The organism is Niallia sp. Man26 (assembly GCF_022049065.2).
GTDB lineage: Bacteria > Bacillota > Bacilli > Bacillales > Cytobacillaceae > Niallia.
This window is the reverse complement of sequence record NZ_CP095744.1, coordinates 505,154-528,829: the sequence shown is the minus strand read 5'-3', so window position 1 is coordinate 528,829 and position 23,676 is coordinate 505,154. Positions and strand designations below refer to the sequence as shown.

The 23,676-nt window shown below is 35.7% G+C and carries 24 protein-coding genes; 17 read left to right on the top strand and 7 right to left on the bottom strand.

The features are described from left to right. The first annotated feature begins 8 nt into the window (after positions 1-8). Positions 9-1,457, top strand: a complete 1,449-nt coding sequence (locus L8T27_RS22115; RefSeq protein ID WP_237943014.1) for a glycoside hydrolase family 1 protein — start codon at positions 9-11, stop codon at positions 1,455-1,457. Between the two features lie 50 nt (positions 1,458-1,507). After that, positions 1,508-2,260, top strand: a complete 753-nt coding sequence (locus L8T27_RS22110) for an SDR family NAD(P)-dependent oxidoreductase (RefSeq protein WP_237943013.1) — start codon at positions 1,508-1,510, stop codon at positions 2,258-2,260. A 370-nt stretch (positions 2,261-2,630) separates the two neighbouring features. Here L8T27_RS22110 and ycaC read toward each other — a convergent pair whose 3' ends face one another. Continuing rightward, complete coding sequence (gene ycaC / locus L8T27_RS22105) at positions 2,631-3,275, bottom strand: isochorismate family cysteine hydrolase YcaC (RefSeq protein ID WP_237943012.1); 645 nt, start codon at positions 3,273-3,275, stop codon at positions 2,631-2,633. A 1,335-nt stretch (positions 3,276-4,610) separates the two neighbouring features. Here ycaC and nirB point away from each other — a divergent pair. From nirB to rbsB, 10 genes are all read left to right on the top strand, one after another. Then, entirely contained in the window at positions 4,611-7,022 is a 2,412-nt protein-coding gene (nirB, locus tag L8T27_RS22100; protein ID WP_237943010.1) for a nitrite reductase large subunit NirB, read from the top strand. A 15-nt stretch (positions 7,023-7,037) separates the two neighbouring features. Continuing rightward, complete coding sequence (gene nirD / locus L8T27_RS22095) at positions 7,038-7,358, top strand: nitrite reductase small subunit NirD (RefSeq protein WP_237944159.1); 321 nt, start codon at positions 7,038-7,040, stop codon at positions 7,356-7,358. A 21-nt stretch (positions 7,359-7,379) separates the two neighbouring features. Next, positions 7,380-8,219 carry a formate/nitrite transporter family protein gene (locus tag L8T27_RS22090; protein WP_233314983.1) on the top strand — a complete coding sequence of 280 codons (840 nt, stop codon included), beginning with the start codon at positions 7,380-7,382 and terminating at the stop codon, positions 8,217-8,219. A 24-nt stretch (positions 8,220-8,243) separates the two neighbouring features. Then, a complete protein-coding gene (cobA, locus tag L8T27_RS22085) occupies positions 8,244-9,023 on the top strand; it encodes a uroporphyrinogen-III C-methyltransferase (protein ID WP_237944157.1) in 780 nt (259 codons plus the stop codon). Between the two features lie 461 nt (positions 9,024-9,484). Continuing rightward, positions 9,485-10,471 (top strand): LacI family DNA-binding transcriptional regulator, encoded by a 987-nt coding sequence (locus L8T27_RS22080; protein ID WP_233314984.1) that lies wholly within the window; start codon positions 9,485-9,487, stop codon positions 10,469-10,471. Further along, positions 10,464-11,342 carry a ribokinase gene (gene rbsK, locus L8T27_RS22075; RefSeq protein WP_237943008.1) on the top strand — a complete coding sequence of 293 codons (879 nt, stop codon included), beginning with the start codon at positions 10,464-10,466 and terminating at the stop codon, positions 11,340-11,342. Before L8T27_RS22080 ends, rbsK begins: the two co-directional genes overlap by 8 nt. A 2-nt stretch (positions 11,343-11,344) precedes the next feature. Further along, on the top strand, positions 11,345-11,743 hold the full coding sequence (gene rbsD / locus L8T27_RS22070; protein ID WP_237943006.1) for a D-ribose pyranase: 399 nt from the start codon (positions 11,345-11,347) through the stop codon (positions 11,741-11,743). Positions 11,744-11,757: 14 nt separating this feature from the next. After that, positions 11,758-13,239 (top strand): sugar ABC transporter ATP-binding protein, encoded by a 1,482-nt coding sequence (locus tag L8T27_RS22065; protein WP_237943004.1) that lies wholly within the window; start codon positions 11,758-11,760, stop codon positions 13,237-13,239. A gap of 1 nt (position 13,240) precedes the next feature. Further along, positions 13,241-14,206 (top strand): ribose ABC transporter permease RbsC, encoded by a 966-nt coding sequence (rbsC, locus tag L8T27_RS22060; protein WP_396953833.1) that lies wholly within the window; start codon positions 13,241-13,243, stop codon positions 14,204-14,206. A 17-nt stretch (positions 14,207-14,223) separates the two neighbouring features. Continuing rightward, positions 14,224-15,144, top strand: coding sequence for a ribose ABC transporter substrate-binding protein RbsB (gene rbsB, locus L8T27_RS22055; protein ID WP_233315629.1), 921 nt, complete (start codon positions 14,224-14,226; stop codon positions 15,142-15,144). 39 nt (positions 15,145-15,183) lie between these two features. Here rbsB and L8T27_RS22050 read toward each other — a convergent pair whose 3' ends face one another. The 6 genes from L8T27_RS22050 to L8T27_RS22025 all read right to left on the bottom strand — a co-directional run bounded on the left by L8T27_RS22050 (position 15,184) and on the right by L8T27_RS22025 (position 20,085). Further along, entirely contained in the window at positions 15,184-15,783 is a 600-nt protein-coding gene (locus L8T27_RS22050) for a response regulator transcription factor (RefSeq protein WP_233314988.1), read from the bottom strand. Further along, complete coding sequence (locus L8T27_RS22045) at positions 15,780-16,913, bottom strand: sensor histidine kinase (RefSeq protein ID WP_233314989.1); 1,134 nt, start codon at positions 16,911-16,913, stop codon at positions 15,780-15,782. The genes L8T27_RS22050 and L8T27_RS22045 overlap by 4 nt, the downstream gene beginning before the upstream one ends. A 110-nt stretch (positions 16,914-17,023) precedes the next feature. Next, complete coding sequence (desA, locus tag L8T27_RS22040; protein WP_282581466.1) at positions 17,024-18,055, bottom strand: Delta(5) desaturase DesA; 1,032 nt, start codon at positions 18,053-18,055, stop codon at positions 17,024-17,026. A gap of 357 nt (positions 18,056-18,412) precedes the next feature. Next, positions 18,413-18,562 (bottom strand): hypothetical protein, encoded by a 150-nt coding sequence (locus L8T27_RS22035; RefSeq protein WP_237943002.1) that lies wholly within the window; start codon positions 18,560-18,562, stop codon positions 18,413-18,415. 14 nt (positions 18,563-18,576) lie between these two features. Continuing rightward, a complete protein-coding gene (locus L8T27_RS22030) occupies positions 18,577-19,110 on the bottom strand; it encodes an ABC-2 transporter permease (protein WP_237944153.1) in 534 nt (177 codons plus the stop codon). A gap of 120 nt (positions 19,111-19,230) precedes the next feature. Then, complete coding sequence (locus L8T27_RS22025; RefSeq protein ID WP_237943000.1) at positions 19,231-20,085, bottom strand: ABC transporter ATP-binding protein; 855 nt, start codon at positions 20,083-20,085, stop codon at positions 19,231-19,233. Positions 20,086-21,120: 1,035 nt separating this feature from the next. Here L8T27_RS22025 and L8T27_RS22020 point away from each other — a divergent pair. From L8T27_RS22020 to L8T27_RS22000, 5 genes are all read left to right on the top strand, one after another. After that, positions 21,121-21,597 carry a DUF2975 domain-containing protein gene (locus L8T27_RS22020; RefSeq protein ID WP_233314991.1) on the top strand — a complete coding sequence of 159 codons (477 nt, stop codon included), beginning with the start codon at positions 21,121-21,123 and terminating at the stop codon, positions 21,595-21,597. A 10-nt stretch (positions 21,598-21,607) separates the two neighbouring features. Next, positions 21,608-21,820 carry a helix-turn-helix domain-containing protein gene (locus tag L8T27_RS22015; RefSeq protein ID WP_237942998.1) on the top strand — a complete coding sequence of 71 codons (213 nt, stop codon included), beginning with the start codon at positions 21,608-21,610 and terminating at the stop codon, positions 21,818-21,820. A 20-nt stretch (positions 21,821-21,840) separates the two neighbouring features. Then, on the top strand, positions 21,841-22,074 hold the full coding sequence (locus L8T27_RS22010) for a hypothetical protein (protein WP_237942996.1): 234 nt from the start codon (positions 21,841-21,843) through the stop codon (positions 22,072-22,074). Positions 22,075-22,370: 296 nt separating this feature from the next. Beyond that, a complete protein-coding gene (locus L8T27_RS22005; RefSeq protein WP_237942994.1) occupies positions 22,371-23,072 on the top strand; it encodes a CPBP family intramembrane glutamic endopeptidase in 702 nt (233 codons plus the stop codon). Between the two features lie 189 nt (positions 23,073-23,261). Beyond that, complete coding sequence (locus L8T27_RS22000) at positions 23,262-23,603, top strand: hypothetical protein (RefSeq protein WP_237942992.1); 342 nt, start codon at positions 23,262-23,264, stop codon at positions 23,601-23,603. Positions 23,604-23,676: the final 73 nt, after the last annotated feature.

Below are 23,676 nucleotides of genomic sequence, written 5' to 3'. Positions count from 1 at the left end.
TGTTTATTATGGCTAAAAGATTTCCAGAAGGGTTTTTATGGGGTGGAGCAACAGCTGCCAATCAATTAGAAGGCGGTTATAACTTAGGTGGAAAAGGTTTGTCAACAGCTGATATGATACCATTTATACCTAAGGAAGAGCGTGCTGGTGACAATGCAGTACATATTACATCTGAGCAGTTTGAGGAAGCATTTAAGGAAGACTCTAAAAAGCAATACCCGAAAAGATGGGGAGTGGATTTTTACCATCGCTATATAGAAGATATTGCTTTGTTTGGAGAGATGGGTTTTAAAACATTCCGATTATCTATTTCTTGGGCACGTATTTTTCCAAACGGTGATGACTTACAGCCGAATGAAGAGGGACTACAATTTTATGATAATGTCTTTGACGAATTAGCTAAATATAATATTGAACCTCTTGTAACGCTATCACACTATGAAATGCCTGCTGCTCTTGTTAAGAAATATAATGGATGGATAGATAGAAAAGTAGTTAATATGTTTACGAAATACGCAGAAACAGTATTTAAGAGATATCGTAATAAAGTAAAATATTGGTTAACATTTAATGAAATCAATGCTATTGCTTTAGCTCCATATAATGGTGGAGGTTTAATAACAGACCGTTTTGAAAATATAGATCAGGCAATCTATCAAGCCCTACACCATCAATTTATTGCTAGTGCAATGGCTGTAAAGCTATGTAGGGAGATTAACCCCGATGCGAAAGTTGGGTGTATGCTTGCGAGACTGGAAACATATCCAGAAACATGTAATCCACAAGATGTATTAAAAACGCTAAAACAAGAGCAGATGAATTTCTTTTATACAGATGTTCAAGTTCGTGGATATTATCCAAACTTTATCAAAGAATATTTTAAAGAGAACAATATTAATATAATTATGGAAGAAACGGATGAAGATCTTTTATTACAAAATAAAGTAGATTATATTTCCTTCAGTTACTATATGTCTTTAGTGGAAAGTGCCGGACCACATGGAGAAAGAGCTCCAGGTAATTTATTCTCTGGTTTAAAAAATCCATATCTTGAATCATCTGACTGGGGATGGCAAATTGATGCTGTAGGACTTCGTGTTACTTTGAATAAACTGTATGATAGATATCAGGTTCCGCTATTTGTAGTAGAGAATGGACTAGGTGCAATTGATACACCAGATGAAAATGGTTTGTTTCAGGATGATTATCGCATTAACTACCTAAGAGAGCATATTGTGCAAATGAGAGAAGCTATCTCAGATGGTGTGGAACTAATGGGTTATACTAGTTGGGGACCAATTGATATTATTAGTGTTTCAACTTCTGAGGTAAGCAAACGTTATGGTTTTATTCATGTCGATATAGATGATTACGGAAATGGAAGCTTCAAGAGAACAAAAAAGAAAAGTTTTGAATGGTATAAAGAAGTAATTAACTCGAATGGTCAAGTGTTGTAAAATAATAACAAGGTTATAATTAAAGTTTTGTTTTTTAAGGAGGAACTTCTATGAGTCAAGATAAAGTAGCTATTGTAACTGGTGGCGGTAGCGGGTTAGGTCAAGCGGTAGCATTAAAATTAGCAGATTCAGGTGTGTCTATTACGGTTGTGGACATTTCAGAAAGAGCAGGAAAAGAAACAGTAAGCTTAATTGAAGAAAAAGGAGCAAGAGCAATCTTTGTCCAAGCTGATGTAAGCAAGGCAGAGGATGTTAAAAAATATGTAGATAAAACAGTAGAAGAATTTGGCACAATTGATATGTTCTATAATAATGCAGGTATTTCCGGCCCAGGGGTAAAATTCGTGGATAATACTATTGAACAAATCCAACAAGTGGTTGGTATTAATCTATTAGGTGCATTATACGGAATTAAATATGTAACAGAAGTGATGCTTAAAAACGGTGGCGGTTCGATTGTTAATACTTCGTCTACTGCAGGAGTAGTAGGACAAGCTACTGTTGGTACGTATTCTGCGACAAAGCACGGCATTGTCGGTATTACTAAAACAATTGCTGCGGAATATGCAGAGCAAGGTATTCGCTGTAACGCTGTTGCACCTGGCACGATTGAAACACCTATGGTAAAAGAATACCGAGAAAAGAATCCTGAAAATGTTAAAGCGGTTGTAGAAGCCATCCCGCAGAAACGTCTTGGAAATCCTGAAGAAGTGGCAGAACTAGTTACTTTCTTGCTGGGGGATACAGCTAACTATATTAACGGAACAGTAGTATCTATAGACGGTGGCTTTACTTCCATTTAAATCCCTGAATACAAAAAAGCAATGGACTGATGCCATTGCTTTTTTTAATTACAAACAGAAAAAAATACTTGGCAATATAGAAAAGGAAAATATTATGTTGCTTTTGCTATAAATTATGTTCAAGAAAAAGGCCGCAAATTTCATTCGTGGCAATAGACAGTAATAAAATTAAATTTGACAGCCTCGCTACACATACTTTGTATAAATCATTACTACTAAATCCTAATAATTATTAAGCCTCAAATCTATACTCCTAAGTTGTGATAATTTAAGTAATTATTAGCTCAGCCATAAACCGTACTGCGATCCGTCTTAATTAAAAAAGCGCTGAATAAATCAGCGCCATCTAGCCTATTTCTTAGGAATAAATCTATGCATTTTGTTTACTAAGATCTCGCTGTGCACCCATATAGCTTCCAATTACATTTTGATAGCCTGGGAGATTACTAGCAAGTAAATTCCCAAATCCTTCAACATCGTTGCGCCAATCACGTTGTAATTCGCATGCTACGCTAAACCAGTTCATAAGTTGCACGCCATTATGTGCCATACGGGTATTGGCTGCATCTGCAACTTGTTTGTTGAAAGTCCCTGAAGCATCAGTAACAGCAAATACTTCATATCCAGCATTAATAGCGGAAAGTGCTGGGAAAGCAACACAAACATCTGTAACTACGCCTGCGATGATAAGTTGTTTTTTGCCAGATTCTTCGATTGCCTTAACGAAATCATCATTATCCCATGCGTTAATTTGTCCAGGGCGTGCTATTTTTGGTGCGTTAGGAAACAGATCAACCAATTCCTGCATAAGAGGTCCATTAGGTCCGTTTTCAAAGCTTGTTGTTAAAATAACTGGTAATTCAAAGAACTCAGCAGTGCGAGCAAGAGCTAAAACATTATTTTTGAATTCATCAACACCATAGTCACGAACGAGTCCAGCCATCAGGCCAGTTTGGTGATCCACTAAAAGAACAACAGCATCATCCTTATTAATACGAGAATAAAGATCAGACATTATGTATTCCTCCTAAAAATTAGTAATCGATGAAAATGGTTCGTTTGTTAAATCGGTTTATAGCTAATTGATTATTGATAGTTGATAAATAAACTTATGAGTCGGAATCACTCTTTTCATGTATTTGCTTAATGCTGATACAATTTTAAAATAATTTCAAAATTGTACTCTGGACATACAAATAATGACTATGGACTTTTCAATAGCTGTCTAAAATGATGTTACTTGCTTCTAATGCACTACCAACTTCTGTAATCCTCATTACTTCGGGAAAGTTTATTCATTTTCTAGCCAGATTGGATACATCCATCTGTGACAATAATTGGATTTTTAGAGTTTTGCGTAAACTACCATATTTGACGGCTATTGTTTAAGTCATAAAATTCCTCCTTTGTTAAAATCAATTTATGTTACCATATAATCCCAAGAGTCATTAAGCGGCTATATACCTAATTTTCAAACTAATAAGTGTCTCTTCAAAACTAGGATGGAAACAATTCTTGTTTCTTAGAAGGACAGGAAGATTATACAGCGAACTTATATAATAAGAAATTCATGTGCTAGAAAGTAGACTAGAAACGAGGAGGAGTGGGGGAGAACTCTTTGAGCGAGAACGTATTCTTTAGAATCATACGTTTGTCAGTTTTTATTGTAATTATCTTAGTTCTTGTTTATGGCTATTTTCTACAAACAAAAGGGATGTTAATGCCCTTTATAAAGAGCTCTGTAGTGCCTATGTTAATCAAGATCATTAGCGCTTATGGAATTGTTATATTGGTGGTAATGGCTATTTTCTCTTTTGGTTATTATTGTGGCAGAAGACATGGAAGCAAATCAGGATGATTTAAATATAATCCATTATTGTAATATATTTTCCTTCTATTAGGGAGGAGAAAAAAAGCTAGTCTGGACTTATGAATATAAGTGCCAGTCTTTTTTTGTATTTTTTTTCAGCTCTGTAAGTGGAGTACCTTCAATTTCCATGAGTTCCCGAACATTCACCAAGAATAGTTATCTAAGGTGCACGATAGTAGTACCTGATTTATATATGGAAATATTTGTATATTAGGAACGGAAACCACTATAGGTCTTTAGATGTTTTTTTGTTTAAACAGAGACTGAGTTAGTAAATGTTTGATAACGGTTTCATCCTTGGTTTAATCAAAACAATCTAAGCAACAGCGATATAGGAGTAACGCTTTAATACGGAAATGTAGCAAAATGAACATGTGAGAAAATCTAACAAGTTGCTTGCATAACTATTACGTAGCCGATTAAACTAGGCACTAGAATATTGTCGGAATTATCTAACTTTTATTGAGGGGGCTGCCAGTTATGTTAAAGCGAAAGTTAATTTTGATTGGAAATGGAATGGCCGGAATTAGGACGATAGAAGAAATATTAAAAATTGATCCTGATGAATTCGATATAACTGTTTTTGGAAGTGAACCACATCCAAACTATAATAGAATCCAATTATCAAAGGTTTTGCAGGGAGATACAACTGTTGCAGATATTACTTTAAATGATTGGAATTGGTATGAAAACAATAATATTCGCTTATATCCAGGGGAAAGTGTAATTAATATTGATACAAAAAAGCAGATTGTTTCTACAGATAAGAACCGTGAAGAACCTTATGATAAGTTAATTATCGCAACGGGCTCTAATCCATTTATGTTGCCTTTACCTGGTTCAGATAAACAAGGTGTGACGGCATTTCGCGATATTAAGGATTGTGAAACAATGCTGCATTACTCAAAAAAGCATCAGAAAGCAGCAGTTATCGGAGGAGGATTATTAGGACTCGAGGCTGCTCGTGGTTTGCTTAATCTTGGAATGAAGGTAGATGTTATTCATATTAATGATTATCTTATGGACCGGCAATTAGATCGGGATGCCGGAAAAATGTTACAAAAAGAGTTAGAAAATCAAGGTATGAACTTTTTATTAAATAAACAAACTACCGAAATTCTTGGGAAGAAACATGTAACAGGACTACGTTTTAAAACCGGCGATAAGATTGAAGCAGACTTAGTTGTGATGGCAGTCGGAATAAAACCTAATGTTGAATTAGCTAAAAAAACTGGCATTCCTGTTAATCGGGGGATCGTCGTAAATGATTTTATGGAAACAGAAATTCCTAATATATTTGCTGTCGGAGAATGTGCAGAGCACAGGGGAATGGTTTACGGCTTAGTTGCCCCGCTTTATCAACAGGGGGAAGTGTTAGCTAAACGAATTTGCAGTGTATACAGTGAGGGATACAAAGGGTCCGTTCTTTCTTCACAATTAAAAGTGTCTGGTGTAGATGTCTTCTCAACTGGTAAAATCCTAGAGGATGAGAATACTAAGGCGATTAAAATGTTAGATGATTGGAATGGAACTTATAAAAAAATCATTATCGAGCAAGGGAAAATAGCTGGAGCAGTCCTGTTTGGCGAAACGAAGGAAGGTAATCGGTTATTAAATTTAATCAAGAATGGTGCATCTATAGAGGAATACACTGAATCTAATCAGACGGAGGAAACAGGAAGTAGCTTAGTAGCCCAAATGACAGATGATGAAGTGGTATGTGGATGTAATGGGGTAACGAAGGGGCATATTGTTTCGGCAATAAAAAATGATGGACTTACAACAGTTGAACAAGTGAAGGGGTGTACGAACGCATCACGTTCCTGTGGTTCATGTAAGTCATTAGTGGCTGATCTATTGGAATTTACACTCGGTGATAAATATAGTGAAGATCAAAAGGAATCGATCTGTGCTTGTACCACTTTATCGAGGGATGAAGTTGTTAATGAAATAAAGGAAAAGCAGCTTACACATACAAGGGAAGTTATGAATGTATTAGGATGGAAAAATGATGAAGGATGCTCTAAATGCAGACCAGCATTAAATTATTATTTAGGCATGCTTAATCCAACAGAATATAAGGACGAACGGGAATCTCGTTTTGTTAATGAAAGATTGCATGCGAATATTCAAAATAATGGTACCTTTAGTGTCATTCCAAGAATGTATGGCGGTGTTACAAATGCAGATGATCTTAGAAAGATTGCTGATGTAGCAGATAAATATAAGGTAAAAATGATTAAATTAACTGGTGGACAACGTATTAATTTGCTTGGTGTACAAAAGCAAGACTTACCAAATATTTGGGCAGAACTTGGTATGCCGTCAGGACATGCATATTCTAAGGGACTGCGTACAGTAAAAACTTGTGTTGGTGCTGACTTCTGTCGCTTTGGTACTCAAGATTCAGTAGGGATGGGGATTGATTTAGAGAAAAAATTTGAAGGGTTGAATGGACCGCATAAAATAAAAATGGCCGTATCAGCTTGTCCAAGAAACTGTGCTGAAAGTGGTATTAAGGATGTTGGAGTCGTTGGTTTAGATGGAGTTTGGGAGCTCTATGTAGGCGGCAATGCAGGTACAGATCTTAGGGAAGGTGACTTACTCGTTAAGGTTAAAACGAAAGCCGAGGTACTGGAATGGACTGGAGCCTTTTTACAGTACTATAGAGAAACAGCGAATTACTTAGAAAGAACATCTGTATGGGTTGGCCGTCTCGGGATTGATAAGGTGAAAGAAAAACTTGAAGATAAAGGCTTGCGCGATGAATTAAATAAACGCATGGATATAACTTTAGAAACGGTGCAAGAACCATGGAGTGAAACACTTAAGGATGAAAGTTTAGTAAAAAGACTTTATGAAACAGTTAATGTTCCAGTAACTTCTAAATGATAGATAGGGGGAGTAATTATGGAAAATACAATAGGAAGAGTATTAATCGGAAAATATACGGATTTGCCAGACCGCCTAGGGAAAACAGCTTATATTGGAAAAGAAGAAATTGCCTTATTCAAGCTGGCAAATGGGGATGTTCGTGCCATTGAGAATCGATGCCCCCATAAAGGGGGAGTGCTTGCGGAGGGAATGGTTAGCGGAGACCATGTATTTTGTCCGATGCATGATTGGAAAATTAATGTGTGTGACGGTCAGGCTCAAGCGCCAGATCATGGTTGTGTTAAAGCATATAAAGTGGAAGTGGAAGAGAACCTTGTATACATTGTCATCTGATTTTACTAAAGGAGGGGTATTATGTCATTCGTAAAGACAGATCAAGTAGTGCAGGGCATGATTGAGGCTGGTGAAGCAAAAGCAAAATTATCTATTATAGATATGTTAATTAGAGGAGGGCTGGCAGGTGCCCTCCTTGGGTTTGGGACAACATTGGCATTTACCGCTGAAATTCAAACAGGAATGGGGATTTTGGGAGCAATCTTATTTCCAGCTTGCTTTGTATTAGTCATACTGCTTGGGCTTGAACTAGTAACAGGGAGTTTTGCGCTCATACCTTTAGCGGTTTTAGAGAAAAGGGTTTCTATATCCCAAATGCTCTCCAACTGGTTTTGGGTCATTATTGGTCATTTAATAGGAGCAGGGCTGTATGCTTTTTTATATGTGATTGCAATTACACAACTTAGTCATGTTACTGATAATGCTATTGCAGCAAAAATTATCGCAGTTGCAGAAGCAAAAACGCTATTGTATGCAAATCTAGGCAGTGATGGTTTAATCGTCGTGTTTGTGAAAGCATTACTATGTAATTGGATGGTAACATTAGGGGCAGTCATGGCGATGACATCGACAAACACAATCGGGAAAATTGTTGCCATGTGGTTGCCGATATTAATCTTTTTTGCACAAGGCTTTGAACATGCTGTCGTAAATATGTTTGTGATTCCTGCAGGGATGATGTTAGGTGCGGATGTTTCTTTAGCAGATTGGTGGCTTTGGAATCAGCTCCCTGTGCTATTTGGGAATTTGGTAAGTGGGGTTATATTTACAGGTTTAGCATTATACTTTACTCATCATAAAGTGAAAAAGAAAAAAGAAATGGTTGTTTCAAAGAAGGAAGACTATATTGCTGAAACATAACATGTGATTTAAGGGGGGAAGATGATGGGAAAAGTATATATAGTTGGAGCGGGCCCTGGTAATCTGGACTTACTTACAATTAAAGGATTGAGATGTATACAGCAGGCTGATGTTATTGTATATGATCGTTTAGTCAATAGAGAATTGTTACGGGAAGCAAAACCTCATGCAGAATTAATTTATTGTGGGAAACAGCCGAAATTTCATACCATGCCACAAGAAATGATTAATCAGCTATTAGTCCATTATGCTCGCTTAGGAAAAGTGGTTACTAGACTTAAAGGGGGAGACCCCTTTGTGTTTGGCAGAGGGGCGGAAGAGATTGAGGAATTGGTAAAGAACAATATTGCTTACGAAGTCGTACCAGGTGTAACAGCTGGGATTGCAGCCCCAGCTTATGCCGGAATTCCCATCACACACCGAGAACTTGGCAATTCATTCGCAATCATTACAGGTCATTGCAAAAACGGAGAACCAGCAGACATCAAGTGGGAAAGTCTTGTCAAATCGGTTGATACATTAGCTATTTATATGGGAGTAGGGAATTTACCATATATATGTGAACAATTAGTCAAGCATGGTAAGTGCAAAGATACACCTGTCGCCATTATTCAAGAAGGTACCACGCCTGAACAGAAGACAATAACAGGTACAATTGGAAGTATTGTAAGCCTTGCTCAAAAGGCGAAAATAAAGAACCCAGCTATGATAGTTGTTGGAGAAGTAGTTAGCTTCAAAAATAGAATAGAACAAATCCAAGAAGCGAACAACAAAGTAACCATCGGACTTACTTCAGGAAACTGATTATATGGAGAAACTGTTGACAAGGCAAGCTGTTACGAGAAAGGAATCGGGTGGACTAAGAAGCAATTGATTTTGTTTAAAGGTGCTGGGAATTATAGATGTATCGATCTTGCTGTCCACTCCAAAAGCGAAATTTCCGAGTTTCTAGAACAATTGAAACCGGAGAATTAATACTAAATCCACTAGGTGTTCTAGATATTCTAATAGAAAGAATGTAAGAACAATTTCAGCTTAGTGAGGAAACAGATATCCTCTTTATTGGTCGGGGAAGCAGCAATCTAGATGCTGTAAAGGATAAGCAACGAATTGCAGACAGAGAATAAAAGCGTTTCTGTAGTAGCTGTTTTCTGATTGCTGCTTTTTTTTATGGATTAAACCGGCTGGCCATAATATTTAATGTTGCATAGGAAATAATACTATGATATTATGTGTGTAACCGGTTACACAAGAGAGGTGAATTCATGGCTACTATACGGGATGTTGCGAAAAGAGCTGGAGTATCTGTGGCGACCGTCTCAAGAGTATTAAACAATAAAGGGTATGCACATGAAGATACTAGGAAGCTAGTAAACGAGGCAATTAAAGAATTAAATTACAAACCAAATGAAGTGGCAAGATCTCTTTATAAAAAAAAGTCACGATTAATTGGATTATTGCTTCCCGATATCAGAAATCCCTTCTTTCCTGAGTTAGCTCGAGGGGTAGAGGACGAAATGCAGGAGCAGGGACTTCATTTAATTATTGGGAATGCTGATGAAAAATTAGAAAAAGAAATAGATTACATACAGACTTTTAACCAAAATAATGTAATAGGCATTATTTCAGCAACAAATCAGGCGGAAACAAAACTTTACGAAAACCTGTCTTTTCCTGTCGTCTTACTGGATCGAATAACAGGCACTTATCCTTCTGTGTATGCAGATGGATTGGCTGGAGGGAAAAAAGCAGCACAAGAAATGGTTAGAAGAGGCAGTAAGCGAATTGCTTTACTTCGAGGACCGATTGAACTAAGGACAGCACAAGACAGATTCAAAGGTGCTGTTGATGAGCTATGTAATGCTAATGTAGACTTTCAGGTAATTACTTCATCGTTTGGCTTTCACGATGCTGAAAAAATGGCTAAAACTCTATTTGAGAAATTTCCTGAAACAGACGGGGTAATTGCAAGCAACGACCTTAGTGCAGCAGCTATTCTACATGAGGCGTTGCGAATAGGAAGATCTATTCCCGATGACTTACAAATTATCGGATATGATGATATACCGCTTAGCAAGCTGCTGTTCCCGTCCCTTTCTACTATTAGACAGCCTGCTTATGATATGGGAAGAGAAGCAGCAAAACTATTAATAAATCTAATCGATAATAAGCCGTTAGTGAATAAGAATATCCAAATGCCTGTTACCTTTATTGAAAGGCAAACAACAAGAAAGGTTGAGAAAAATGATTAAAATGACGATTATTGGTAGTTCTTCTATAGATTTAGTTGTAACAACTTCCAAACGACCAAATCAAGGGGAAACGATTATAGGAGAAAGCTTTAAGACAGTCCCTGGTGGCAAAGGAGCTAACCAGGCTGTCGCAGCTGCCAGACTTGGTGCTGAAGTATTTATGGTCGGTTGTGTAGGAGAAGATAATTTCGGTGAAACGATCATTAACAATTTCACTGCTAATGGTGTTAATACAACCTATGTGGAACGGGTTACACATTCGGAAACAGGTACAGCGCATATTACCTTAGCAGAAGGTGATAACAGCATTATCGTCGTGAAAGGTGCTAATGATTATGTCACACCTGATCTAGTTGAAAAAGCATTGAATGTTATCTCTGAATCAGATGTTGTCCTAATCCAGCAAGAAATTCCTAAGGAAACAGTAGAATATGTAGCAGAAATTTGCTTTGCAAATAATGTGCCTTTATTACTAAACCCAGCGCCAGCAAGACCTATTAGTAAAACGGTCATTGAAAAGGCTACTTATCTTACACCAAATGAATCGGAAGCTGCTATTCTTTTTGAGGACAAGGATATCCATGAAGTATTAAAAGAGTTTCCAAATAAATTGCTGGTTACTGAAGGTAAAAATGGAGTTCGTTATTATGATGGAATCAATGAAATAGTTATCCCCGCTTATTCTGTTGAGGCAGTTGACACAACAGGTGCAGGCGATACCTTTAATGCGGCTTTTGCCGTTGCTGTAGCTGAAGGGAAAAGCATGGAAGATAGCATTCGTTTTGCGAATCGGGCTGCCTCCTTGTCTGTAACAAAATTTGGTGCACAAGGCGGAATGCCAACAAGAGAAGAAGTAGAAGGGAGTTTGTAAAAATGAAACGTTATGGAATTTTAAACAGTCACATTGCACAAGTTTTAGCTGACCTAGGTCATACCGATTATATTGTAATCGCAGATGCTGGTTTGCCAATTCCCGATGGTGTTAAAAAGATAGATTTAGCGATTAAGGCTGGTTTTCCAACATTTATTGATGTAGTGAATGCTGTTGAAGAGGATATGATTATCGAAAAAGTGATAATCGCCTCTGAAATAGAAGCAGGAAATCCAGAGCATGCTGACTACTTAAAGGGAAAATTCGCTGATGTTGAAATTGAAAACGTTTCCCATGAAGAATTTAAACAATTAACGAAACAAGCTAAAGCAGTCATCCGAACAGGTGAGATTACACCATATGCAAACTGTATTTTACAATCAGGCGTATTTTTTAAATAGATGAGGTGGTAATTATGCGAATTACAATGGAAAACATCCATAAAGCATTTGGAACCAATCAAGTTTTAACAGGTGTTGATTTCGATTTGCTAGATGGGGAAGTACATGCCCTAATGGGGGAAAATGGGGCAGGAAAATCAACGATGATGAACGTACTTACAGGACTCCATGCCCGTGATAACGGAAAAATCACAATTGATGGAGAAGAAATCTACTTTAAGAATCCAAAAGAAGCAGAGCAAAATGGAGTCACCTTTATCCATCAGGAATTAAATATTTGGCCTGATATGACAGTTCTTGAAAATTTATTTATTGGCAAGGAACGAAAGAATTCCTTTGGTTTTTTAAAAACCGCCGAAATGAAAGCGTTAGCAAAAAAGCAATTTGATAGATTAGCAGTATCCATTCCGTTAGATAAAGAAGCGGGAAGCTGTTCTGTTGGAGAACAGCAAATGATTGAAATCGCGAAGGCATTAATGACAGAAGCAAAAGTGATTATCATGGATGAACCTACTGCTGCACTGACAGAAAGAGAAATCAACAAACTGTTTGATGTGATTACTTCTTTAAAAAAGGAAGGGGTATCAATCGTGTACATTTCTCACCGAATGGAGGAGATTTTCTCGATCTGTGACAGAATTACCGTTATGCGTGATGGGAAAACCGTTGATACGAAGGCCATTCCAGAAACAAATTTCGATGAGGTTGTTAGAAAAATGGTTGGCAGGGAATTAACAGACCGGTTTCCTAACCGAGAGCCTCAACTGGGTGAAACGGTTCTACAAGTAAAGGGTTTAACAAAATCAGGACAATTTGAAGATATAAACTTTTCTGTTCGTGCTGGAGAAATAGTTGGGGTTTCAGGCTTAATGGGAGCTGGCCGAACCGAAATCATGCGAGCAATTTTTGGTCTTGATGGATTGGATGGCGGTGAAATTTGGCTGGAAGGTAAGAAAGTGAGTATTAAGACACCAGAACAGGCTGTAAAGTTAGGTATTGGTTTCATTACAGAGGATCGCAAGGATGAGGGGTTAATTCTTGATTTCTCCATAAGGGATAATATTGTGTTGCCAACGCTTGCAAGCTTCGCACCAAAAGGAATTATCCAGGAAAAAAATGAGAAAGACTTTGTTAATATGCTTATCAAACGCTTGACAGTAAAAACGGAATCGAAAGACATTGCTGTTGGAAAGCTTTCAGGCGGAAATCAGCAAAAAGTCGTCATTGCCAAGTGGGTAGGAATTGGACCAAAGCTGCTCATATTGGATGAACCAACTAGAGGAGTAGACGTTGGGGCAAAGAGAGAAATTTATCAACTTATGAATGAATTAACAGAACGAGGTGTAGCAATTATCATGGTATCCTCAGAATTACCAGAGATTCTTGGCATGAGTGATCGAATCCTCGTCATTCATGAAGGAAAAATAAATGGAGAATTATTGAAAGAAAATGCGACCCAAGAAAAAATTATGACATTGGCAACAGGAGGTCAATAAAATGAATCCTATTAATACAGTAACACAACCTAGCAAGACGAATATGATGAATGCAATTACCCAAAAGTTAGGACCATTACTAGGTTTAATAATATTAGTTATTATTGTGTCCATTTTAAATCCTAGTTTTCTAGAACCATTGAATCTCTTAAATCTTTTAAGACAGGTTGCGATTAATGCACTTATTGCTTTTGGGATGACCTTTGTGATTTTAACTGGAGGAATTGATTTATCTGTCGGAGCTATTCTTGCTTTATCTAGTGCGTTGACAGCAGGGATGATGGTAGCTGGTGTAGATCCGATTGTGGCAATCTTAGTTGGCTGTATTCTTGGTGCTTTGATGGGAATGGTAAACGGACTATTTATAACAAAGGGAAAAATGGCTCCTTTTATTGCAACACTTGCAACAATGACGATTTTCAGAGGATTAACACTTGTTTATACTGGTGGAAATCCGATAACTGGTCTTGGTGATAACTACCTGTTTCAGTTATTTGGTCGTGGTTATTTCCTAGGTATACCTGTTCCAGCTATTACGATGATTCTTGCATTTGCTTTCTTATTCATTCTTCTGCACAAAACCCCATTTGGTCGCAAAACATATGCGATTGGTGGAAATGAAAAAGCAGCTTTAATATCAGGTATTAAAGTACCAAAAGTAAAAATCATGATTTATAGTCTATCCGGAATGCTTGCAGCTTTGGCTGGTGCAATTCTTACTTCTCGCTTAAATTCAGCACAGCCTACAGCTGGCACTTCCTATGAACTTGATGCGATTGCAGCAGTTGTATTAGGTGGGACAAGCCTTTCAGGAGGAAAAGGAAGAATTTTCGGGACACTTATCGGTGCGTTAATCATCGGTACCTTAAATAACGGCTTGAATCTTCTTGGAGTTTCATCCTTTTACCAAATGGTAGTTAAAGGAATCGTTATATTAATTGCAGTATTACTTGATCGTAAAAAGTAGTATAGGGAGAGATCATGATGAAAAAATTAATCGTTTTATGTTTATCACTAACACTTATGCTTCTAAGTGCGTGTTCCATGCAACCGCCTAGCTGGGCAAAACCAGATAAAAAGAAGGATTTAGAAGATATTAAAATTGGCTTATCGGTTTCTACATTAAACAACCCATTCTTTGTTTCTTTAAGAGATGGTGTGGTTAAAGAAGCGAAAAGCTTAGGGATGGAAGTTATTATCGTCGATGCACAAAATGATTCTGCCAAACAAGTTAACGATGTGGAGGATTTAATTCAGCAAGGGGTAGATGCTTTGCTTATAAACCCAACCGATTCGGCATCTATTTCAACAGCAGTTCAATCAGCAAATAATATTGGCATACCAGTAGTTACTTTGGATCGTTCTGCAGATAAAGGAATAGTAGAAGCATTAGTAGCTTCAGATAATATAAAAGGTGGAGAAATGGCCGCAAACTATATGATAGAAAAGTTAGGAGAAAAAGCACAAGTTATTGAATTAGAAGGAGTTCCAGGGGCATCAGCTACAAGGGAAAGAGGTCAGGGCTTTCATAATATAGCAGATGAAAAATTGACTATCATTGCTAAACAGGCAGCAGATTTTGATCGGACAAAAGGATTAACTGTTATGGAGAATCTTCTGCAAGCAAACCCAGATGTTAAAGCAGTATTTGCTCATAACGATGAAATGGCATTAGGAGCAATCGAGGCAATTAATAGCTCTGGTAAGGATGTTATGGTCATTGGATTTGACGGAAATGACGACGCATTAAATGCGATTAAATCAGGAGACATGGAAGCGACAGTTGCTCAACAACCTGAGTTAATTGGTAAGCTTGCTGTGGATGCTGCAAGAGATGTTTTACAAGGTAAAAAGGTAGAGGAAATTATCGCTGCACCGCTTAAATTAGTTACAAAAGATAATTAAATGAAAGAGAAGTAAAAAGGACTGGGATGCCAGTCCTTTTTACTTGAACCATCCTTTTTCCTTAAATCTGGTGATGGCTTCTATGCGATTTTTAACTTCCAGTTTATCCAGTATCATGCTGATATAATTTCGCACTGTTCCTGTCTTAATGGATAGCTCTTGGGCAATTTCTTTTGTGTTTTTTCCATTTGCAACCAGCATAAGAACTTCTTTTTCCCGCTCTGTAAGGGGATTTTCTTCTTTGTATACATCATCAATTAATTCTGGTGCGTAAATTCTTTTTCCTTCCATCACACTGCGGATGCTTTTTGCCAAATCATCACTTGGACTATCCTTGAGCAAATAGGCTGATACGCCCGCTTTCAATGCACGCTGGAAATAGCCTGACCTGGCAAAGGTAGTTAAAATAATGACTTTGCATGGATGGCTCATGAGTTCTTCCGCTGCTTCCAAGCCTGTTTTGGCAGGCATCTCTATATCCATTATACAAATATCAGGATTTTTTTCCTTGACTAGCTGGATTGCTTCTTCCCCATTGTTTGCTTTGCCGACAACCGTGATATCATCTTCTAAATCAAGCAATGAACCCAATGCACCTAAAAGAAGGCGCTGGTCTTCGGCAATGACAATCCTGATCATAGTAAGTCCTCCCGTTCCATTATTTTTCCATCATGTGGAACAGATATATGTAATATCGTTCCTTCTTTAGCGGTAATCTCGATAGTACCGTTGATAAAATCCAATCTTTCTCTCATGCCTGCTAATCCGTTTCCTTTATGAGCATCTTCTTCCTTAAAAGGACTGGTGCCATTATCTTTGATTTTCATAATTGTTTCTTTTTTGTTTTGGCTGATGCTTATGTAGCAAGAGGTGGCATTGCTATGCCGAACTACATTAGTAACAGCTTCTTTTAAACACATACTCATAATGTTTTCTGCAATTGAAGAAATTTTAAGATTGGAAGCTATATCACTAATTAGGCTTATTTCGGCTGCTTCTAATATTTTTTTTACAAGGAGGAGCTCGTCTTTTAATTTTATACCGCGCATTTCAGAGACCATTTTTCTGACTTCATTTAATGCAGTTCTTGAAGTATGCTGAATATCTTTAAGCTCCAAGCGCGCTTGTTCTGGGTCCTTATAGACTAATTTTCTTGCTAAATCACTCTTTAAGCCAATAAGGGATAGCTTTTGACCAAGTGTATCATGAAGATCTCTTGCTATTCGCTGTCTTTCCTCTAGTTTAACTAAATTGGATATACGCTTATTCGCATCTTCCAGCTTTTCCTGCAGCTGGCCTCTCTCTTTGCGGTTATGGATGGTCAATGGCAATAAAATAACACCAAACCAGATGATTAACACAAAGGGAAGCTGCTTTAACAGCAAGGGATCACCAATTATCACCTTGAAGTAAATGGCGAATGTTGTAACTGCCAGGTGTATAAAATATAAGATGAAATAAGGAATCTGTTTCTTTATATTTCCGATAAAATAGGAAAGGAAAAAAGAAAAATATACATAGCTGTATGCATAAATAGCAAAAGTGGATATCCCGATTAAAAGGGACGGCCATAAATATATCGTCCAACCTTTTGAAAGGTAAGCAAATCTGTAAAATAGAAAAAATAAAATAGTAAGGATAATACCAGATATCACATCAACTGCTGAAGAGGCGTGGAATATAAAATAAAAGGGCAAAATAGTAAGTAATGTCCAAATATAAGGAGAAATACCGGTGCTTTTTTTTAAAACCTCTAATCTTTTTATCATCAGTTTCTAACCTCATTATTTATTAGCTGTCATTCGTCCATTTTAACATAATATAGCAGCAATTAAATGGCATAAAACCTTATAATTGCTGCTCTTAAAGTTTGTTTGTATTATTGGATTTCTGATCCGGCAGACAAGTCAAGGGACTTCTTTTGTTTTTTCCATTCATGGAAACTGATAAACTTTTTGTCTTTTTCATCCCACAACCGGAATTTTAAAGAACGAAGACTGCTTGCCAGTGTGACAGTTGGCACATTTCTCAGGGGCTCGGTCTGGTTATGAACAAGCTCTAGATTGTAATTAGGAACCCTTGGACTTAAATGGTGCACATGATGATAGCCAATATTGCCAGTCAGCCATTGCATCCATTTAGGCAGGTGATAGTAGGAGCTTCCTTCTACAGCAGCCTTTACATAATCCCAATTTTCATCTTCCTCAAAGTAAGTATCTTCAAAAGTATGCTGCACATAAAATAACCATACTCCAACAGAGCCAGAAATAAGAAAAATAGGCAGCTGTACAAGCAAGAAAGAGGACCAGCCAAGCGTACTGCCAAGGAGAATAACTAATAACACAATGGAAATATTAGTTGCGTACGTATTTAGCCGTTCTTTCCATCTAGCACCTTTACGGTTAAAGCGATTAGCTAAAAGGAATTCATAAATAGGTCCTAAGATAAACATAATGAATGGATTGCGATACAAACGATATTGTATCTTTACAAAAAAAGAGGCATTTTCATACTCATCAATCGTCATCATCCATAAATCACCGACACCACGCTTATCCAGGTTGCTGCTTGTTGCATGGTGAATAGAGTGGCTATGCTGCCATTTGCTGTAAGGAAATAAAGTCAGGATTCCTGTAATTGTCCCTAAAATCTTATTAGCCTTACGATTCTTAAAGAAAGAAAAGTGGCAGCAATCATGGAAAATGATAAAAATTCTTACCAAAAATCCTGCCGCAGCAATTGAAATGACAAAGGTTAAAATATAAGAAATACTCAAGCTTTTGTAGGCTAAGTACCAGAGTAAAACAAAGGGCAGAATAGTATTGGCAAGCTGCCAGATACTTGCTTTCATAGCGGATTTCTCAAAGGGCGCTACAGCCGTTCTCAATTGTTTTAAGTTTTTTATATTCATTATTAGATTCCCTTCTATTAATGGATATCTCCAGTATAATTATAAACCAAACATAATTGCAGACATACATGTCATATACGCTATATGACATTTGTCATATAGAAGGGTTTAGTAAGCTTTATGGTGAATAAGTTATCATCCAATCTAAAAGTTACGGCTGATAGAAGACATTGAAGAAGATGTAAATGAATTTGTTGAAGATTCTTATATATTAGCAATTTTTTCACTGATTAAGATAAGAATTAAACCAGTTATAAGTTAGACATTGAACTCATTATACTAATCAATACAAAAAAATAGCAGTTTTCAGATTATTAAATTTGTAAACTGCTATTTTTCACAGATATATTTTTAAGTTTATTTTTTAGGTTTAAGACCTATAAATAGAAGATAAACACCACAAAAGAAAGGGGCTATTGCTAAAAAATTTTTTTCTAAAGCTTGGGCAACACCCAGAAACAGTAGAAAAAAACCTAGTACTAATGCTCTGACTTTGGGGATTTTCAAAGCTTAACCTCCTTTTATAAGATTTTTTTGATAAAGCTATAAGCAGTGAAAAGATAAGATGCTAAAACAAAAATTACTGTAATAAAAGAAACAGAAATAATCGGATGTTCTATTAAAATAGTAATCATTTTTAGCTCTAAGGATAATAATTTTCCTAACCCACTTGTCAAAATGAAAAATATTACAGTTACTGTTGTACTAGCAATTTGAAATCCAAACTTAAAGTAAAGTGGATAGAAAATAGAAGTTAAAATATAGGTTAAACTTAAAGAAAGTAATATTATTTTAATATCCAGGATAGAAGGTATGTTAATATCCACTATACTTTTTAAAATAATAAGAATTACTGTAGTAGATATATAGGCATTTAACCACCATAAAATAATTATTAAGTATTTTGCATTTATAACTGAAAGCCTACTAACAGGTAAACTTAATATAAGTTTGTATTGATTGTTTTCACTTTGACCTGTATTAAAGGTTGGATAGATTGTCATTAAAAAAGCAAAAAAGGCAACACACAAACTAAATACAAGAGAATTAAATATACTACCAATAGTTACAAAATAAACTACTAATATTATTGGTAAAAAAAAACATACTTTTTTTGGATATAAATATCCTTTATAATCAAGTTCAGCATGTAATCCCTGCTTTCTAAATTAAGTTTATTGTTTCACTAGATAGTAGATTATTTCTTCGAGTGTAGGTTTTTGGATGGTTAGTTCGGTGTTTAATTTAAATTTATTAATTTCCTTACTTTCGAAAAATGCCTGAAATGCTAGTTCTGTTTCTTTCAACGAAATGGGGTTTGCAGATTTGACCAACTCTGTAAGTTTTTTCGGTCCATTTATTAATGAATATTTTTCTAGTAATTCATTAGTTTTACTACAAAAAATAATTTTCCCATCAAGAATGAATGTAATATAATCAGCAACTTGTTCTAAATCAGTAGTAATATGTGTAGAAAAGAATATGGATGTATCTGTATCCTGAATAACCTTTAATAATATATCCAAGAGTTCTTTTCTAAAGACTGGATCAAGGCCAGTAGTCGGTTCGTCCATAATGATAAGTTCCGCATGATGAGATAACGCTATAGCGAGTGCAAATTTCATTTTTGTTCCCTTTGATAAGTGTTTTACTGATTTTTTTAGTGGAACCCCAAACTCATGGATATATTGATGGAAAATATCATCATTCCAATGCTCATAAAATCTCGAAATAATATTTTTGTTTTTTTTCACACTTAAATCTTCAAAGTACACATCCTGATCATAGACAAACCCGATACGTTGCTTTAACTTTTTCAATTCCTTGCTTGTATCAATTTCAAAAAGCTTAATGCTGCCGCTATCAATGTGGATTAAATCCATGATACATCGGATAGTAGTACTTTTCCCTGCACCGTTTGGCCCAACAAAACCCATAATAGTACCTTTGTTTAAAGTAAAACTAATTTCTTGCAAAGAAAAGTCCATTAAATTTTTACTCACTTTATTTAATTCTAAAATACTTTTCATTTTTGTCCTCCTTATAACACTGGAATCGCAATACCAGAAAGGGTAATAACTCTTTTTAACATTACGGAACAAAAAACGGGTCTTTTTCAGTTTGTACTCAAAGATCATTAAGTTCTAAATCTATTACTTTATTTACGAAATTAAGTCCTTCTTTTTGATGGGATATAGTTATCAATCTTGACCATTAATTAAGATGTGACCGGCTGTAGGTGAATTCAAACCTGTTAATAAATTTTATGAACGTGCTTTTACCGGAACCATTTATTCCTCTTAGTAGAACTTTGTCTCCTCCTGAAATTTCAGAAGTGAAACTGTTTAAAATCAACTCATTCTGTGTGTTATATGTAAAACTGACTTCATTTAAACTGAACCGGTTCATATAAAGTTTATCGAATTTTTTGAAGAAATATGTCGAAATTTGTCTGAAATTAATAAGTGTCATAATATGTACATATTTACCTTGTTTTTCCAAGTTTTGCACAATTTATACCTGCGTTACTCTAGTGTTAATTGACTAGGTCTAATACTTTAATAAAATTTTTATACTGATTTCGAGGTAACCCAAAAATTTTTTTGAATTTATTATAAATAATAAATGGTCAAGTGAATATGAATGGTTTTTTGTTTAATCGCGAAGTTGAGTAGTCAATTAGAAAAAGTGGATAAGATTATAGCCATCTGTATTACTTCGTATGAAAATACAAGGAGTCCTTCCATTAGAGCCTTATTATGGCGTGCAAAATTCACACACCTTCAAGAAACTTAAGGATACATTTAAAGTATTTTTCAGTTAAAGGAAATGGGTTTACAGGCAAGTGCAGTACCTTTATTGGCATCTTTTGAATCTACGAGAGAAAATTACGATAAAAATGACTCAAGCTCTCTACTAAAGGTAGGTTCATTTTATAATTAGTACGTTAGGTAAGAAGTATGTATTTCAATAATAAACTAATAAAAAGCAATAATTATTTATTGTAATACGATAAAATGTATGGTAAATTCATTTTGTGAATTATTATAGCGAGGTGTTTATAAATGAAACGAGGTTCCACTTCTTTTTTAAAATTAGCTGTTTTTCTTTTAGGGATTCCAGTTTTAGTTCTAGGGATTTTAGGTTTAACTTGGTTGCCTTCACATACTGCAAATCCAGACTATGCTGAAGCTTTATATCCTATAGTTACTATAATGTATGCATCAGCAGCACCTTATTTTTATGCGTTGTTTCAAGCATTCCGACTTTTAAATTATATTGATCATAACCATGCATTTTCTGAAGAATCAGTGGTTGCTTTGAAATGGATAAAATACTGTGCCATTTCAATTAGTTGCTTGTATGTTATTATGCTGCCATTCGTATTTTTTGTAGCACAACTAGACGATGCTCCCGGACTTGTCCTTTTTGGTATGGTTCCTATTTTTGCAGCAATCGTCGTTGCAGTGTTTGCTGCTGTCCTTCAAAAGCTACTAAAAGAGGCAATTGTAATTAAAGATGAAAACGAGCATACGATTTGAGGTGTATAACATGGCAATTGTAATAAATATAGATGTGATGTTAGCGAAACGAAAAATGAGCGTGACAGAGCTCTCGGAGAAAGTCGGCATCACCATGGCGAACCTCTCCATCTTGAAAAACGGGAAAGCAAAAGCAATACGGATTGCTACTTTGGAAGCAATTTGTAAGGCGCTGGATTGCCAACCTGGAGACATTTTAGAGTACCGGCCAGATGATATTTAAAATTATATAGAGGTGAAAGTATGAAAGTCGTTGAGGAAAAAAGGGAGCATAGCTGCAATGGCAATCATGAGAATCCTCCGTTAGGATTGCAATTCATCTTCGATGGTTGTAGATTCTCCATTAGAGAAATGGATGATGTAAACAATATGATTATATGTGTATCAAAAACACAAGGAGTTACCTATTTTGGTTTTAAGGAACTAGAAGACTATTTAGATGAGGGCAAAGCGGCTTTTGTAATCGATAGGGAATAGGCTTAAGGCAAAGGGGAATATTGCTTATACTTGTTGAGGAGGGCTTTAGTTGTTAGCAACGTTAATAAGTGAAATCTGTTTTTATTTTTTTCATAAATTATTGCTAGTTAATACTTACTAGACTTGTTGAGAAGTATAAAAAAGGATTACTGTGCTGAATAAATAAAACCATTTAAAAAAATATAAAAGTACTATATAATCATTTGTGGGATAATATGGTTTTATATACTAAATTTAGAAATAGGTTCCCTTGGAATCTATTTCTTTTTAATTACGTGAATATTTAGGAGCGGGCAATGAAGAAATACATACTTAATTATTATTTATGGATTTTTATTTTATATTTGTGCTGTATGAAATTCATTCCATATCTGGTGTTATATCCGTTTTACTGGATGGGTGTTGGAATTGAGTCGACTGCTTTTGATGGATATCTGGAAGTTAATAAACCAATTCAGTACTATATTACTTTTTTTAAACTACTAGCAATACTTTCTTGCATAATAGCTTTATATAAATGGTCAAACTTGTTCATTAAAAGAAAGCTAGTAATTAAATGGGCTGATTTAGGATGGGCTATATTGTTGCTGTTTCTAAAATTTATTCTTACTGCACTGTTAATAGGGCTGCTTTTTCTATTAGGAAAAGATCCAGACTTCACAGTTCCTAAAAATCAACAGAAAGCAGAAGAGTTTATACAAATGACTGGCCTTTCTGTCATTACTATTATAATTTTGGCTCCAATTATCGAAGAATTCTTTTTTAGAAAGATTATTGTTGGGCATTTATTTTTTAGGCATAAATATATAGGTGTTATCGTAAGCGGACTTCTATTTGGGGGCGTACATGTTATAGCAGGTTTCACCTTGCAGGCTTTTATTGCTTATACGGTGATGGGCTTGTTGTTTGGATTCGTTTACGTTAAGACAGGAAGATTGGAAACTTCTATAATTGCACATGGTGTAAATAATCTTATTGCATTATTAAAATTGATTTAGTGAAGGGGAATCACATGATAGGATCGACAGCAGTAGTATTAGTAATAGGGATAATAATGTTAGTAAAAGGTTTATGGAAAAAGCAAAAACGATGGATTGGACTTTCTCTCATACCTTTAGCAATGGTATTAATAGGAATTCTAACCCTATAGAATAATAGGTTCTACTTTAAAAACTTGGAGGTAAAAAATGTCTGTTGAAAATAGGTTAATTCAAGGGGAGAGTGAGTTTTTCTATGAACCTTTTTATATTCCTTATTTCTTAGTAGCTTTAGGGCTATTATATATACTGATTGTTTTTATCAGTTTCGTAAAAGTGAAGTATAATTGGATAGGAAAAAGCTTGCTGGGAATTTCTATTTTTACGTATTTGTTAGTTGGTGCGTACATGATGGGATCTGGTTATTATTCTGACGGCTATAATTCTGATATATACATATTTTCAGGGTTTGGTTTTCTTGAGCTGAACCTGTTGGCGTATCCATACATTTTCCTTGCCCTTGCTGCAGGGATAGGGAAAAAGGGTAATTAGGACAATTGTCTTTTCAGGATGGACGGTATATAATTGTTATGTTTTTATATCTATTAATCTAGAAAGAAGCGTT